Raw genomic sequence first — 16114 nt, 5'->3', positions numbered from 1 at the left:
TCTCTGAGTTACCAAAATAAAATCCAGATGGATTTCGGTTTGTTTGATTAATGCCAAATGCCATCAATCGGTTTTTAAATATTATTCTTATGCATACTGTGCTGGCTCAAATGCCATCGTATCTGTTTTAAGCCAAGCCACACTCCAAACCTGCGGCTTACCTTCAAAATCTCGCGCCAAGCGCACGAGTTGCAATAATGGTTCATTCACGTCAACCAAGAGCAACCTAGCTTCGCTTTGGCTGGCTGCGACTGCGCGGTACCTCACTTCACCATCACGCAAACGCACACCAAAATCTCGCCAACATAACTCCCGAAGATTGCCCTTCAACTCACGAATTCGGCGTATATCCAAATTCGGAAAGCCCGCCTCCGGCAGTAGCATCTCTTCAAGACCGACCACATTACCCGCAATTCGCAGCAGCCGACGCACTTGCCAGAGTGTCGCACCACGTCGCAAACCCAAAATATCTGCCAATTGCTCGCCGGCATGAATACGTACACACCCGAGCAATTCAATGCGTGGCACTAAACCATCAACACCCGTTAGAGATTGAAAATGCCCGCGCGCGAGAAAATCATTCATTCCTGCGACAAACGTCCCAACACCCTGCCGACGATACAAAATACCTTCGTTAACCAATGAATCTAGCGCCTTACGCACTGTACCTTGGCTTACACCAAAGCGAATACCAAGCTCAATCTCACTCGGCAAACTCTCTTCGTCGTGCCATTCACCCGCCTCAACCGCAGACATCACTTCGCGGATTACTTGCTTATAAAGAGGCTGTGCCGCTAGCTTTTTCATTTAACCTTGTCTTTTTAACATGTTGTCGACGCGCAGTCTACTACAGTCTTATATAAGACAAAAGATATAATTCTAATTTTATGATTTTAACGCACAGACTACGCACCTATGCCTCATCGTGATAAAATCAACTTGTTCAGCATCAAATACCGTGCTTTGCGACCAAATCGCACAGCAAAAAAGATTATTTGCTTGATGGCGATCAATCGCCACTAACTTGGAGTGTGCTCGATGAAACAACCTATTCGCGTTGCCGTTACTGGCGCTGCCGGTCAAATTGGCTACAGCCTTTTATTCCGTATCGCCTCAGGCGCAATGCTTGGTGCAGACCAGCCTGTTATTCTGCAATTACTAGACATTACCCCGTCTTTGCCAGCACTGAACGGTGTTGTAATGGAATTGGATGACTGCGCATTTCCACTCTTGCAAGGCATCATCCAAAGCGATGATCCAAAAGTAGCATTTAAAGATGCCGATATCGCCCTATTAGTTGGCGCACGTCCACGTGGCCCAGGCATGGAACGCAAAGACTTGCTCGAAGCCAACGGCGCTATCTTTACCGCACAAGGCCGCGCATTGAATGAAGTAGCAAGCCGCGACGTTAAAGTTTTGGTTGTCGGCAACCCCGCTAACACGAATGCCTATATCGCAATGAAAAATGCGCCGGATCTTAATCCAGCCAACTTCACTGCAATGATGCGTTTGGATCACAACCGTGCGATGACGCAAGTAGCTCAAAAAACTGGTTCAACGATCAACGACGTGAAGAAAATGATCATCTGGGGCAATCACTCTGCAACCCAATATCCAGATGTATTCCACGCAGAAGTGAAAGGCGCGAATGCTGCCACTTTGATCAACGATCAAAAATGGCTTGAAGGCGAATTCATCCCTACCGTTCAACAACGTGGCGCTGCAATTATTAAAGCGCGCGGATTGTCGTCAGCAGCCTCTGCTGCCAACGCTGCGATCGACCACATCCGCAATTGGGTACTAGGCACGCCAGAAGGTGACTGGGTAACGATGGGTGTTCCTGCCAATGGCGAATACGGCTACAGCGATTTGATCTACGGTTTCCCAGTAACTTGTAAAGATGGCAAATACAGCATCGTTAATGGTTTGGAAATCAGCGAATTTAGCCGCGCACGTATGGATGCAACTGCAAAAGAATTGTCTGAAGAGCGTGATGCAGTAAAACACTTGCTGGCTTAATCAAAGCACGGCAACAAAAAACCCACTGCGTCGCAGTGGGTTTTTTTATATTTGATTCGAAGTCGGCTTTAACAACAAACTCAGTTACGTGCGAATTTAGCCGCCAACTGATTGAGTTTTTCTTGCTTTTGCTCTTCAACAATCCGAGCAGCTTCTGCCGCTTCTTTCTCTTTGCGTTGCTGAGCAGCTTTTTTAAAGTACTCATGCAGACTATTTGCTGCAAATACACGCTGCTCCTCTGTAACCTCATCAGCCTGGCTACCATCCAAATTGAAACGAACTTTCGCAACCTGCATCGCCTTCAGATAGCGCAGAGAGCGCGTATGCATGGCGAGCGCCTGACGCAACACACGATGACTCAACTCTGGCCGAGCGGCAAACAACTGCTTGTCAATCCCAATTGCCATCGGCAAGCAATCCCGGAACACGGGTACATTTTTTTGTAGCTCTCTTAACAAGGCCGGGGCACTAATCGGTGAAGCAGGCTGCAAATCAGCGGTAGTCATCAAACATCCTTAATACGATATAAATACTGTGCGTGGATTTTATCAGACCCACGCCCATCCTTGCTGATATAAGTTCAACAATCCTTGATTTTACCGACAATTCAAGCAATTCCAAGTAAAACACTGAGATTTATTCGCCTTTAAGCCTCTTTCTTCAACCCAGCACTGCAAATGCACCAATTCAACATGCAAAGTCTTAAGCGCTTTTTCATGTTGCTTGTTATTGAGCACAAGCACCTCATCCTTAACTGTATCTTTATTCTTTTTAGACATCTTAATCACTCCTTCTGAGAGCAATAGATGTAGCAAATCAAAAATCAGCTTACAGAGCGAAAACAAAGCCTACACAGATATCAAACAAGTCCGCTAAACGCTAGCGACCAGCAACTGCTTGGTGTAATCGTGCTGTGGAGCACCAAAAACCTGATCGAGCTGCCCACTCTCCATTACTCGGCCACGCCGCAATACCATCACTTGGTGCGCTAAAGCTCGAACAACAGCCAAATCATGACTAATCAAGATATAGGAAAGTCCAAACTTCAATTGTAATTGCGCCAACAACTGCAGCACCTGCTGCTGCACCGTTGCATCAAGCGCAGACGTTGGCTCATCTAAAACAATCACTTTAGGTTGCATAATTAACACCCTTGCGATGGCAATACGCTGCCTTTGCCCGCCAGAAAACTCATGCGGGTATCGTTCTAATATTTCATCACTCAAACCCACCTCTTGCAAAGCCAAAATCACACGAGCTCGTCGCTCAGCAACTGGAACATCAGATTGGTGGACTAAAAGCCCTTCACCCACAATATCGAATATAGTTTGCCTTGGCGACAAAGCCGCAAAGGGATCTTGAAACACGATTTGAATCGACTGCCTCGCCTGACGTAGAGCACGACCTTTAAGTTCCTCAAGAGTTTGAAGTGTAGAATTTTTTCCCACCAACAAGACTCTGCCTTCGCTTCGCCCCTCAGCAAGTAAACGCAACAAAGCCAGCGCCAGTGTCGTTTTCCCACTGCCAGACTCCCCCACAACAGCCAAGGTCTCTCCTATTTTCAAACTAAAATCAAGTGGTTCAAGCACAGTTTCTAAACCTGAACGAAACCAGCTCTTGGCCTTAGGATAAGCATGCGCCAACTGCTCGACCTGCAGAGTAATTTCAGCCGATTGCGCTAAAGGAGCCGCAATCCGCTGCGGACGCGCGGCCAACAAAGCCTTTGTATATGGATGCTTTGGAGAAGCAAATAATGTTTCAACTGGCGCAAGCTCAACGACCTCACCCTTTTGCATTACCGCCACATTATCAGCAAAGCGCCGCACCAAATTTAGATCATGGGTAATAAACAACAGCGCCATGCGATACTTGACCTGTAGCTGCGTCAATAAATCTAAAATTTGCGCCTGAACGGTAACATCGAGAGCGGTAGTGGGCTCATCGGCAATTAAAATCTCAGGCTCCCCAGCCAAAGCCATCGCAATCATCACCCGCTGACGTTGCCCACCTGACAATTGATGTGGAAAAGCCGATAGTTTATCTGCCGCATCTGATATACCCGTACTCAGTAATAGCTCGCACGCCTTATTTTTTGAAGCCCGAGGGCTATACCCCATATGCAGCTCAAGCACCTCCACAATTTGCTGGCCCACTGTCTGCAGAGGATTAAGCGCTGTCATTGGCTCTTGAAAAATCATCGCAATTTTTCGCCCGCGTATTGCCCTTAAGTCAGCCAAAGGGAGTTGCAGCAAGTCGTGACCGCGCAAAAGGACCTCACCAGACAGTCGAACATCGGCGTCAAGCTGCAAAATACTCCGCGCCAACACGCTTTTACCTGAGCCGGACTCACCAACTAAGGCCAGCTTTTCACCTACCCGCAAGCTGAGTGACACATCACGCACTACGGCACATTCTTGGCCAGAAAAACAAACAGATAGGTTTTTAATCGCTAACAATGTGGCGTCTTTGCTTACAGTTAAAGGGGTCGAAACATGACTCATACTGCAGTTCTCGATATATAAAATTGATTTCTACCTGCCGACTTTGCCTCGTACATTGCCGCATCCGCTTCGCCGAGCCATATTTCTGGTGTAGTCACATTAGAGTGCCACGGCATAACGCCAACACTTCCCCCCAAGGGCATCACTTGGCCATCAAACAAAAAAGGTTCAGTTAATTTCTGCAATATTTTCTGCGCCACCAGTTGCGCCTGACTGATTCCAAGCAAGCCTTGTACCACAATCACAAACTCATCCCCACCCAAACGGCATACAATATCACCGCGCCGCACCACAGATCGAAACCGTTTTCCGCACTCAATCAGCACAGCATCACCCGCAGCATGACCAAACTGATCATTAACCGTTTTGAAAAAATCCAAATCAATTAGGTACAAAACAGACACGCTGGCGCGGTCTGTCTCAGCCAAAATGCGCTGCAATTTGTTTATCAAACTTAATCGATTTGCCAAGCCAGTCAAACCGTCCGACAAGGCCAAGCGACGCATTTTTTCTGCACGCAGCACTAATTTTTCCGAATCTTTGCGAACATGCTGCCTGATCGCACCAAGACGAGTTTGGTGATTGGAAAGCCGTTGAGCAACCAAGCTAAGCACCGCCATAGCGATCAACAAAACCAAAATCGCAGCCACTTGATCCAGTGTTTTTCCATTAGCCATCAAAATAGAAACCATGGCCAGCGACGCACAAAACCATAAGGCAAACGCAAACTCACGTGGTTTGAGTGACAAAACCAGAAAAATCATCATTTGCAACACAAAAGGGATCACCACACTCTGCGGCGAAAAACTCGCCCAAGTCAACCACGCAAATAAGGCTAGAGGTACGAGGGCTACGTTGAGCACAACCATCAACCAAATAAATAATGGCCGAACCCACATCAACTGCCATGCACAAAGGGCAAAACTCAATGCAAACAGCATGGGCATTGACCACCAGATCACACCCACCCCCGCAAAATGCAAAATCATAGGCATTAGCAAAGCCAGTGCCGATTGCAAAAAAGCGAGCGATTGCAATAGAATGCGCCGCTCCTCCAGCGCCCTCGTTTGCATGCGCTCACCGAGTCGATTCGATGTAGAAAAAACAGTAGGAAACGCAGTCTCTAATGGAGCACTCGGCTTCGAACTAGAACTATTTCTTTTAAATTCCCAAAAACGCCAAGTCATTAGCGCCCTTTGTATGATTGAGTGAACCTTTAAATCATAAACGAATCTGCGGCTTACGAATAAAACAATGCAAACAAACAAATTGATTTCAAAGAAAACGGCGTAAAATATTGCAATGAATACAACCCCCTACTTCGCGCTCACTCCAGATTTGATTTTAGACGCGCTTGAATCACTCGATCTTCGCTGCTCAGGCCACTTGCTTGCACTTAATAGCTACGAAAATCGAGTCTATCAAATTGGCATTGACGACGACGCCCCACTAATTACTAAGTTTTATCGTCCAGAACGCTGGTCGGATGCCGCAATTTTAGAAGAACACGCATTTACACTAGATCTAGCCAACCGAGAAATCCCCGTGGTCGCCCCACTGGCAATCAATGGAAAAACGCTGCACGAACACTCAGGATTTCGATTTACCATCTTCCCACGGCGCGGTGGGCGTGCACCGGAACTCGACCAAGCACAAACTCGTGAGTGGATTGGGCGTTTTTTAGGCCGAATTCATGCTGTGGGTCAACTCAGTGAATTCCAACATCGCACCCACTTAAACCCACATACTTTTGGTCAAGATTCACTCGATTTTTTACTAAATAACAATATCATTCCGCTGGATATTGCATCCAACTACCAGCAAGTTGCTGAGCAAGCTCTAGAGGGTATTGCCGGATGCTATAAACGAGCTGGCGCATTCAAGCCAATACGTCTACATGGTGACTGTCACCCTAGTAATATTCTATGGACTGATGCTGGCCCACACTTTGTTGACTTTGACGACGCACGAACTGGCCCTGCGATCCAAGACTTGTGGATGTTGCTTTCAGGCGATAGAAATGAGCAACAAAATCAATTGGCCGACATTTTGGCTGGCTACGAAGACTTTTGTGAATTTGATCGCCGTGAATTGCACTTAATTGAAGCACTACGCACCTTGCGACTGATGCATTACAGCGCATGGTTGGCACGGCGCTGGTCTGACCCAGCTTTTCCGGCCGCTTTTCCATGGTTTAACACGTCCACCTATTGGCAAGATCGTATTGCCGAGCTGCGTGAACAAGTTGAAATAATGCACGAACCGCCACTATGGAGCAACGAATCAACTGGCCATATTCGGATCGACGATGAAATCGATCCGCCGTATTGGGATATGTAAATAACTGTTTAGGCTTTAAAATTAAAAAGCAATCGTTTTTGCTACTCGCTGTGAACTCAAGCACCATGATGCTTACATATTTAATCTAAGCAAGATAAACTGATAGCTCTGACAAGAATTATTGTAAGATTTGACTTGAGCTTTAAACAAACTGGAAACTGCTTCAAAATGAAATTTGCAACTTGGAACGTCAACTCACTCAAAGTACGCCTACCCCAAGTACTTGACTGGCTTGCAGAACACAGCGACATCACCGCACTCTGTTTGCAAGAAACAAAAATGGACGATCCGGTCTTCCCTCAAGCCGAAATTGAAGCGGCAGGTTTTCATGTCGTTTTTGCTGGTCAAAAAACCTACAACGGCGTCGCAATTATTTCTCGCGCCCCGATTGAAGACGTCATTATTAATATCCCAGGCTTTGATGACCCACAAAAACGGGCGATTGCAGCAACGATCAATGGTGTGCGACTCGTTGACGTTTACATCCCCAACGGGCAGTCTTTGGACTCTGAAAAATTCCCATACAAAATGGCTTGGCTCGCAGCGCTAAAAGACTTTGTAGCAAGTGAATTAAAACAACACCCAAAACTAGCTCTATTGGGTGACTATAATATTGCACCTGAAGATCGCGATGTGCATGACATCAAAAAATGGATTGATGGGATTTTAGTTTCACCTACTGAGCGCGGCTTCTTCAATGAATTCATTGAACTCGGCCTGGTCGATAGCTTCCGATTATTTGAACAAGCCGAAAAATCATTCAGCTGGTGGGATTACCGCGGCTTTTCATTCAAGAAAAACGCAGGACTAAGAATTGACCACATTTTACTATCCGCTGAACTCGCTCAGTTATGTACCGCCTGTGAAATTGACGTTGAGCCTAGAAAGAACGAGCGACCGTCTGATCACACCCCAGTTATTGCAACCTTTGTCGAAAACTGAAAGGCACTCAAATGGATAAAGCCAAGTTACTTTCAGGCAGCAGCTTATTTTGCCAACTCACACCTATCGAACTAGAAACGCTAGCCAAAAATGCACATATTCGACATTTTGTAGCCAAGCAAATCATTATCGAACAAGGCAGTCGTGGCGATGAGATGTATGCGGTTGTGCATGGCCGGCTCAAAGTCACACGTAGCAATAATGATGGGCGCGAAATCAATTTGGCGATTTTAGAAGGCGGTGAGATTTTTGGTGAACTCGCCATGCTCGATGGCGCGCCGCGCAATGCCAGTGTTGAAGCATTGGAAGACGGTGAATTACTGGTACTACAACGCAGCGCCGTCGATCAATATCTTGCACACCACCCACATGTGATGCGCTCATTGATTACTAGCCTGTGTGAACGTTTACGCAGTGCCAATGATCTTGTGCAAGACACACTCTTTTTGCCCTTACCACAACGGCTGGCTAAGGTTTTACGTCAACTCGCGCGTAATCATGGCGATTCAAATGAAGATGGCGTGAGAATCGACCTTAAAATGACCCAGCAAGACCTGGCCAATTTCGTGGGCGCATCCAGAGAAAGCGTCAACAAACAACTCAGTCAATGGGAAGACAACGGCTACTTAAAAATGAAAAGCGGCTACATTCAGATTATTCAAATATCACAATTGCCTGGCTAAAAAAACCCCGCTCTCAAAGCGAGATTTTTTAATTTAACGCTGCGCCACTTTTTGCCCCGAATTTGGACTCCAGTCATACCAATTTTTCCAAGCACCATGAACTAAATTTGGATATTCAGCCTTCCCCAAGCTGCCGTTATAGCGACCTAAGGCGCGGAAATAATCACCATTTTCGATGTCTAAATAGTGACGTAAAATCGTGCAGCCGTACCGTAAACCAGTATTGATATCAAATAGATTGTGTTCTGGGCTGCCAATACTACGCTGCCAAAACGGCATCACTTGCATCAAGCCGCGCGCGCCCACAACACTCACCGCATAGCGATTAAAACCACTTTCAACATGAATTAAACCCATCACCAACTGCGGATCTAAGCCGGCGCGTGTGGATTCATAATGAATCGCAGTCAGTAATTTTCGGCGAACAAACTCATCCGGAATTCGTTTCTTTAAACGCTCTGACATTTCCGCCAACCAAGCTTCAGCTTGAGCAGGACTATCAAAAATCAGACGTGGCTCAGCACGATCGCTGATTGAGCGTTGCAAGGTGGTTTGCACTGAATGAGAAAGCAACTCCTCCCTTTGCGCACCAGCAAAAGCAGCATTAAGCAGCAAAGAGACCCACAGGACATTTATAAACTTCACGACCAACCCACCTCACAACACTAAGTAGGTATATAGCTGTAGTCAATAATTAATATCGGCTACAGCCACATACATTAGATAGCGACTTTATCTTGAATAAACCCAAGCGCATCAGCTAATGCAATTTTTTGCATTTCACCGGCACGGCGAGCCACATATTCAATCATGCCATCGGCCAAGGCTTTATCACCAATTGTCACGCGATGCGGAATACCAATTAGCTCCATATCGGCAAACATCGAGCCCGGGCGCTCATTACGATCATCGAGCAAGACATCAACGCCCGCAGCCATCAGTTGATTATATAAATCATCCGCAGCCACTTTCACCGCTTCCGACTTGTGGTAACCCACCGCCACCACCGCAACGCTAAATGGCGCCATCGCGGCGGGCCAAATAATGCCGCGATCATCATGGTTTTGCTCAATGGCCGCACCAACAATGCGCGAAACACCGATGCCGTAGCAACCCATTTCCATTGCTTGCTGAGTATTTTGCTCAGTCACAAACACGCAATTCATAGCTTCCGAATATTTAGTGCGCAATTGGAAAATATGCCCAACTTCAATCCCACGGCACAGTTCAAGCACACCGCCTTTACCATCTGGGCACGCATCGCCACTCACCACATTCCGAATATCGGCAACGATACTTGGCTCAGGTAAATCGCGACCAAAATTCACGCCAGACAAATGAAATTTTGGTTTGTTAGCGCCGCAAATAAAGTCGCTCATCGCTGCCACAGTTAAGTCACTGATGACACGAATACTAGCGGCAATGCCGACTGGGCCAATAAAGCCAGGAGGGCATGAAAGATGACTGCGAATTTCTTCATCCGTTGCAAAGCGGAAATCGGCCATGCCTTCTAGCTTGCCAATTTTCACTTCATTCAAACTGTGATCACCGCGCAGTAATGCCACGACAAATTCACCCGCAACCGTCACCAAGGCGATCATTTTGACGGTACGCTCAATACCAACACCAACTAAAGCAGCAACGTCGGCGCATGCAGTTTGTTTTGGAGTATCGATGTCTTTCATTGCTTCTGTAGCTGCGGCGCGAGACACCGCAGGAGCATATGCTTCGGCCAATTCGACGTTAGCTGCATAATCAGACGTTGGGCAGTACGCAAGCAAGTCTTCACCCGCATCCGCCAACACATGAAACTCATGTGAGCCAGAGCCACCGATTGCACCCGTATCAGCCGCAACCGCACGGAATTGCAGACCTAAACGAGTGAACACTTTAGAGTAGGCGCCATACATCACATCATAGGTTTGTTGTAGCGACTCGAAGCTCGCATGGAATGAGTATGCATCTTTCATCATAAATTCACGTGCGCGCATCACGCCGAAACGCGGGCGGATTTCATCACGGAATTTGGTTTGTACTTGATAGAAGTTTGCTGGTAGTTGTTTATACGAACGCAACTCGCTGCGTGCGATATCGGTAATCACTTCTTCATGCGTTGGGCCAAAACAGAACAAACGCTCGTGACGGTCAGTAATCTTGAGCATTTGTGGGCCAAACACATCCCAGCGACCAGTTTCTTGCCACAACTCGGCAGGCTGCACAGCAGGCATGAGCAACTCTTGTGCGCCAGCGGCATTCATTTCAGCGCGAACGACGCCCTCTACTTTGCGCAAGACTCGCAAGCCTAAAGGCATCCACGTATACAAACCTGAACCCAAACGCTTGATCAAACCAGCGCGCAACATCAGTTTGTGTGACAACAATTCAGCCTCGGCAGGGGCTTCTTTTTTAGTGGAGATAAAGAGTTGCGAAGTACGCATGAGCAGGTAATTCCAAATTAATTTTAAGCAGTGAAATATTGTACGCGAAGGCCGCCGATGTAGCAGCATCGCGCGTCATAGTCAGTATTACTCGGCACTCGCCTCGGCACGCTCAGCTTCAAGCTTAGCAACTTCAGCGGCTTTCATTTCTGCGCGTTTAATGGCGATTTTTGGACGTAACATATTCATCATCACGGTGTCGCGCGCCCACATCAAAAACAGAAGCCAAGCCACTAAGATACCCGCGTAAAGAATATTTTCAGCACGGATATGCGGTGCGTAATGGTCAATAATCGGATTAATTCCATACTGAACACTGCCTAAAACAATCAGCAGCAGAAAGACCGTTGACATCGCGCGCTCTTTGATAAAAGTACCACGCAATAATATGCGCTGATCCCAACGCGTCAATCCTTGCAACTCAGGCACATCATCAGGGCGAAAATAAAAACTCATCGTACTTCCTATTCTAATTAAGTCAAAAAAGCTGCGGGCAATTATACAAGCCGAATCCGTATTGCAGCTGAATAAATTTGCTGACACCGCTTAGGGGCTGTGGTATCAATTACGCACAATAATGAGGAGACCGAATATGAAAAAATTAATTCCTTTGGCGCTAGCGGCCCTTTGCTTACAACCACTTGCGCAAGCAATAACACCCGCCTCAGCCGTCACCCCAGAACTAAAGCGCATTGCAGCACCTGAGCTCAGCACCGCCATCATGCGTGAAGTAGTCATTCCAAATCTAGCCACACTCAAACAAGAAGCCGAGCGGTTAAAGTCGAGCAGTGCACAATTGTGCAAAGAGCCAAATGAGCAGCAACTATCCGCAGTACAAAAAGCTTACCTTGGCACCTTAGTGGCATGGCGAAAAATTGAAATCGCGCCTATCGGCCCCACTAATAACGTAAATAATGGTCGCGTTTTTGAAGCGCCAGCAGCACCGCTTAGCACACTGACCGAACAAGCTAAAACCACGCCCGATCGCACAATGGTGGACGGCGAAGCTTTTCACTACGGAATTCAATTATCTGACGGCACCATCGGCTTACCAGCCGTTGGCGCTTTTTTGTTTAATGGTAGCCCTACAGAAACACTTGCCTTACTACAGAAAGATAAAAACTGCGCCTACTTGCAATGGCAAACCCAAGTGATCATGCAACAAGTGATCACCCAACAATATGAATGGTTCGGCCTAAGCCGTGGCATAGAATATGATGTTTCGTACCCTGGTCAATTTGTTGTTGAGTATCTAAACCAAATTATTTTAGGTGTAAGTAGTTTTCGCAGCGCCAAACTCAGCGGCGACAGTAAAAACTGGCAAGATGCCAAATCACAATCGACCGCAGCGGGCATTCAAGCCAACATACAAGGATTAACGCTCTTGCTAGAGGGTTCCAACGGCGGCATTGGCCTGGATGATTACTTGATTTCTAGAGACCAAGCTGCGCTTTGGAAAAAAGTAGCACACCAATTGGCACAACTGCAATCTGCAGTCACTGTGTTTGAAACCACCACATCAGCAAAAAATGCAGCAAGAATAGGCGCTGCAGCCGATCAACTCGCGGCCACCCTCAAAACAGAAGTGGCGCCCGCGCTCAATATCCGCATTGGCAAAAAATAAACAGCAAAAAAAACAAGACCTGCATCGTGCAGGTCTTGTTTCTACCTGATAAAAACGTACCGAAGATCAAACCTCATTATCAAAGCGATTTTCGCCCGTACTCTCTTGCGCCATCCAAATAATCAAGATGATCCAGCCAATCAAAGGCACAATCCAAATCAACTGCCACCAACCACTCCGATTGGTATCGTGCAAGCGACGTGCACCAACGGCCAAATAAGGTAACAAGGTTGCAACCGAGAAAATGGCAGACGCTGTTTCGCTGGCCATCGACAAAGCTAAGCTCGCCAAAGTCGTAAAGAGTACAAACCACCAAAATTCAGAACGAATTGCACGACCCTTAAAATCAGCATATTTACTAAAACAAATTTTGATTGATTCTTCAAATTTCATTATTTTCCCCTGTGCGACTGAACCATCATCAGACCACCAAGCTCAGCACAAGGCAAGCATAAGTAAGCTACTCAGCCAGCGGTGGCGCCAAGACGGTACGGTTGCCACTATTTTCCATAGCACTCACCAAACCAGCCGCTTCCATTTGCTCGATCAAGCGCGCGGCGCGATTGTAGCCAATCCGCATTTGCCGCTGCACGCCCGAAATCGACGCACGACGACTTTTTAACACCAAAGCTACAGCTTCGTCATACAGCGGATCAGCCTCTTCACCATCATTTACGCCACTCGACCAGCCACTACTTGCGCCATCCTCGCCAGCCACTGGGTGTAAGACGCCTTCAACATAGTTCGGCTCACCCAATTGTTTTAGGTATTCCACGACGCAATGCACTTCAGCATCGTCGACAAACGCACCATGAATCCGTGTCGGATATCCCGTTCCCGGTGGCAAAAACAACATATCGCCCTGCCCCAGCAAGGCCTCTGCACCCATTTGATCCAGAATGGTACGACTGTCGATTTTGCTCGATACCTGGAAGGCCAACCGTGTTGGGATATTGGCTTTAATCAAACCCGTAATTACGTCCACTGATGGGCGCTGCGTCGCCAAAATCAAATGAATCCCTGCTGCACGCGCTTTTTGCGCCAATCGAGCGATGAGCTCTTCAATCTTTTTGCCCGCCACCATCATCAAATCAGCAAACTCATCCACCACCACCACAATCAGCGGCAAATGCTCGAGCAGCTCTGGATCTTCTGGCGTGAGCGTAAATGGATTGGTCAATTTGCGACCTTTGGCAGCAGCATCCGCGACTTTTTGATTAAAGCCAGCTAAATTTCTCACGCCAAGTGCACTGAGCAAACGATAGCGTTTTTCCATTTCACCAACACACCAATTGAGCGCATTGGCGGCCAGTTTCATATCGGTCACAACGGGCGCCAACAAATGCGGAATGCCTTCGTAAATCGACAATTCCAACATTTTTGGGTCAATCATAATAAAGCGCACTTCATCGGGCGTGGCTTTAAATAAGATCGACAAAATCATCGCATTTACACCGACCGACTTGCCCGACCCCGTAGTCCCTGCCACCAACATATGCGGTGTTTTCGCCAAGTCCGTCGCCACTGGTAAACCAGTGATATCTTTACCCAGCGCGATCGTAATCGGTGAAGTTTGTTGGTGGTACTCTGGCGCAGACAAAATCTCAGATAGACGAATCATATTGCGCGTTGGATTCGGCAACTCCAAACCCATGCAGGTTTTGCCCGGAATGGTTTCAACCACCCGCACCGCCGCGACCCCCAAAGAGCGCGCCAAGTCTTTGGCTAAATTCACTACTTGCGCACCACGAACACCCATTGCAGGCTCAACTTCAAACCGTGTAATCACTGGCCCTGCGTAGGCATCGAGCACGCTAACCTTGACCTTGAACTCGGTGAGTTTTTCTTCAATCAAGATACTGCGCTCAAGCAAATCTTCTTGAGTCACTGTTTGCTTGCTTTGCAAAGGAGGACGTAATAAATCCAGCGGCAAACACAATCCATTTTCACATTCACCCCAAGCTGAATTGGGCTTAATCGTGACCGTTGCAGCACTTAATTCATCCGGCCGTAAAAACGTACTTGGCCGGGCTGGACTAACTAAAATAGACGCTACAGGCTCAGGAACTGGATAAAACTCTTCAGACGCGGATTGGGCTGACTGCGCCACACTGGCGGAGACTGGAGGTTCATCGCTTTGCACCCGCGGTACTAGCAACGCCTCGCTACTTATTTGAAGGATTGGAGTAAACGATTCGGCAACATCATCAACGGGTATATCACTACCATGATCAATTGAATTAGCCTGCAGCGCAATACCCTGATCAATAGATGGTCGCCGAATCATCATCACCGGCGGCGCCAATGGCGGTTTAACGCCAATAGAGCTAACTTTAGTTGTGGTTGGCACAGAAACCACCGCCTTTGGCATCACCTTTGCTTCTGGTAGCGCGGTTCTTTTAGGGTATTGAATCGGCGCGGGTTTGGCGTGAATCTCCTGCAATCGACTGCGAATTTCCGAAGCATCAATGATGGGCAATGCGACAGGAGACACTTTGCTGGGCATCTTTGCCCCCTCGGCAGCCAACTTTCTTTGGCTTAGTGCGAGATTGGCTTGGATCTGCTGCAAATCAATCGTCGGTAATTCACGCCGCCTAGGCATCGGCGAATATTCCGCGCTAGATGGGCCAGCCACGCCAGCTGCCGGCACAGCAACAGACGGTTTGTCTGACGCACGCTCAGGGCCCACCTCATTGGGCTTCACTGCCAAGCTAGAGTCTGAATCACTAAGCGCTGATAATGGTTTTTTATGAGCAGGCACAACATCCAAAGGAGGCAATGCCTTTTCTTCACTAATAGAGCGCTTAAAAACAGGCTGAGTCATCACGCGAGAATTGGCTTCAACTTTTTCTACTGTAGGCCCAGCCTCTTTTGGCGGCTTGCCAGCAGGGCTTGCCAGCAGTGGATCCAACTCTGGCTCAAGCCGCTCGCGTTCATACTCAACGGAACTTGCTTCACGCGAGCTGATTTCTTTGATTTTATCGACTGCATGCCGCAAGCCAGCCAAACCTTTATTGGCGACATTCACTACAGGCGACAGTGGCAACTCAAACAGGCGATCAATCGCAGGTGTTTTATCACCATCCTGAGTACGCAGGCTTGCCGACTCGGCTACGTGCCGACCTGCATCATCCGGCACGTCACCATCTAGTTTTTTATTTAAGGTTTCAAAGAGACTTTTAATTTTTTTCATTTGGACACAGCAGCAGATCGATCAAGTACGACAAAATATTTGCGGACGGCTTCTTGCACTTCAAAGCTGCCACGAAACCCAGCAGGAATGACCGCGGCCTCTCCAGCCCTGACGACCACACCAAGCCCAGATTCATCCCAAAGACAAACCTGCCCTTCGATCACACAAAAGAATTCTTCTTTATCTTTTGCAAATTGAATGCGCCACGAACCAACCTCGCAAGCCCAAATGCCACACGACAATTGTTGATCTTGGCTTTCATAATGCATCCAAGTCGTACGCTTGGGCTGACCACTCACCAAGCGATCAGGACGAGGAAAATCAATAGATGGGACAACGTCTTGCTGAAAATGCGTAATCGCGGACACAAAAAA

16 protein-coding genes are annotated in these 16114 nt (G+C 47.5%); 5 read left to right on the top strand and 11 right to left on the bottom strand.

What is annotated here, in order from left to right; translation table 11 throughout:
- Positions 1-87: 87 nt before the first annotated feature.
- Positions 88-807: a GntR family transcriptional regulator gene (locus K4H28_RS05625; RefSeq protein WP_221007400.1), complete on the bottom strand. Its 720-nt coding sequence runs from the start codon at positions 805-807 to the stop codon at positions 88-90.
- A gap of 231 nt (positions 808-1038) precedes the next feature.
- On the opposite strand from K4H28_RS05625, the gene K4H28_RS05620 reads away from it, so the two are divergent.
- Positions 1039-2019, top strand: a complete 981-nt coding sequence (locus tag K4H28_RS05620; protein ID WP_221007399.1) for a malate dehydrogenase — start codon at positions 1039-1041, stop codon at positions 2017-2019.
- Positions 2020-2099: 80 nt separating this feature from the next.
- On the opposite strand, the gene K4H28_RS05615 is transcribed toward K4H28_RS05620, so the two are convergent.
- The 4 genes from K4H28_RS05615 to K4H28_RS05600 form a co-directional block, all read right to left on the bottom strand.
- Complete coding sequence (locus K4H28_RS05615) at positions 2100-2525, bottom strand: ProQ/FINO family protein (protein ID WP_221007398.1); 426 nt, start codon at positions 2523-2525, stop codon at positions 2100-2102.
- 90 nt (positions 2526-2615) lie between these two features.
- Entirely contained in the window at positions 2616-2798 is a 183-nt protein-coding gene (locus K4H28_RS05610) for a hypothetical protein (protein WP_221007397.1), read from the bottom strand.
- A gap of 93 nt (positions 2799-2891) precedes the next feature.
- Entirely contained in the window at positions 2892-4520 is a 1629-nt protein-coding gene (locus tag K4H28_RS05605) for an ABC transporter ATP-binding protein (protein ID WP_221007396.1), read from the bottom strand.
- Positions 4517-5707: a GGDEF domain-containing protein gene (locus tag K4H28_RS05600; protein WP_221007395.1), complete on the bottom strand. Its 1191-nt coding sequence runs from the start codon at positions 5705-5707 to the stop codon at positions 4517-4519. The genes K4H28_RS05605 and K4H28_RS05600 overlap by 4 nt, the downstream gene beginning before the upstream one ends.
- Positions 5708-5822: 115 nt before the next feature.
- Here K4H28_RS05600 and K4H28_RS05595 point away from each other — a divergent pair, with 115 nt between their 5' ends.
- From K4H28_RS05595 to K4H28_RS05585, 3 genes are all read left to right on the top strand, one after another.
- A complete protein-coding gene (locus tag K4H28_RS05595; RefSeq protein WP_221007394.1) occupies positions 5823-6860 on the top strand; it encodes a serine/threonine protein kinase in 1038 nt (345 codons plus the stop codon).
- A gap of 168 nt (positions 6861-7028) precedes the next feature.
- Entirely contained in the window at positions 7029-7802 is a 774-nt protein-coding gene (gene xth, locus K4H28_RS05590) for an exodeoxyribonuclease III (protein WP_221007393.1), read from the top strand.
- Positions 7803-7813: 11 nt separating this feature from the next.
- Positions 7814-8485, top strand: coding sequence for a Crp/Fnr family transcriptional regulator (locus K4H28_RS05585; RefSeq protein WP_221007392.1), 672 nt, complete (start codon positions 7814-7816; stop codon positions 8483-8485).
- 33 nt (positions 8486-8518) lie between these two features.
- Here K4H28_RS05585 and K4H28_RS05580 read toward each other — a convergent pair whose 3' ends face one another.
- From K4H28_RS05580 to K4H28_RS05570, 3 genes are all read right to left on the bottom strand, one after another.
- Positions 8519-9130 (bottom strand): lytic transglycosylase domain-containing protein, encoded by a 612-nt coding sequence (locus K4H28_RS05580; protein ID WP_255573635.1) that lies wholly within the window; start codon positions 9128-9130, stop codon positions 8519-8521.
- A gap of 74 nt (positions 9131-9204) precedes the next feature.
- The gene (locus K4H28_RS05575; RefSeq protein WP_221007391.1) at positions 9205-10923 is read right to left on the bottom strand and encodes a proline--tRNA ligase; all 1719 of its coding nucleotides are present in this window, start codon (positions 10921-10923) and stop codon (positions 9205-9207) included.
- 87 nt (positions 10924-11010) lie between these two features.
- Complete coding sequence (locus K4H28_RS05570; RefSeq protein ID WP_221007390.1) at positions 11011-11379, bottom strand: hypothetical protein; 369 nt, start codon at positions 11377-11379, stop codon at positions 11011-11013.
- A 136-nt stretch (positions 11380-11515) separates the two neighbouring features.
- Between K4H28_RS05570 and K4H28_RS05565 the strand changes: the two genes are divergently transcribed.
- Positions 11516-12547, top strand: coding sequence for an imelysin family protein (locus tag K4H28_RS05565; protein ID WP_221007389.1), 1032 nt, complete (start codon positions 11516-11518; stop codon positions 12545-12547).
- Positions 12548-12613: 66 nt separating this feature from the next.
- Here the strand turns inward: K4H28_RS05565 and K4H28_RS05560 are convergent, their stop codons facing one another.
- From K4H28_RS05560 to K4H28_RS05550, 3 genes are all read right to left on the bottom strand, one after another.
- Complete coding sequence (locus tag K4H28_RS05560; protein ID WP_221007388.1) at positions 12614-12940, bottom strand: DUF805 domain-containing protein; 327 nt, start codon at positions 12938-12940, stop codon at positions 12614-12616.
- Between the two features lie 67 nt (positions 12941-13007).
- Complete coding sequence (locus tag K4H28_RS05555; protein WP_308443474.1) at positions 13008-15740, bottom strand: DNA translocase FtsK; 2733 nt, start codon at positions 15738-15740, stop codon at positions 13008-13010.
- Positions 15737-16108: a cupin domain-containing protein gene (locus tag K4H28_RS05550; protein ID WP_255573634.1), complete on the bottom strand. Its 372-nt coding sequence runs from the start codon at positions 16106-16108 to the stop codon at positions 15737-15739. The genes K4H28_RS05555 and K4H28_RS05550 overlap by 4 nt, the downstream gene beginning before the upstream one ends.
- Positions 16109-16114: the final 6 nt, after the last annotated feature.

The organism is Deefgea tanakiae (assembly GCF_019665765.1).
GTDB lineage: Bacteria > Pseudomonadota > Gammaproteobacteria > Burkholderiales > Chitinibacteraceae > Deefgea > Deefgea tanakiae.
Note: the sequence above shows the minus strand (reverse complement) of the source record. Positions and strands in the feature narration are given on the sequence as shown.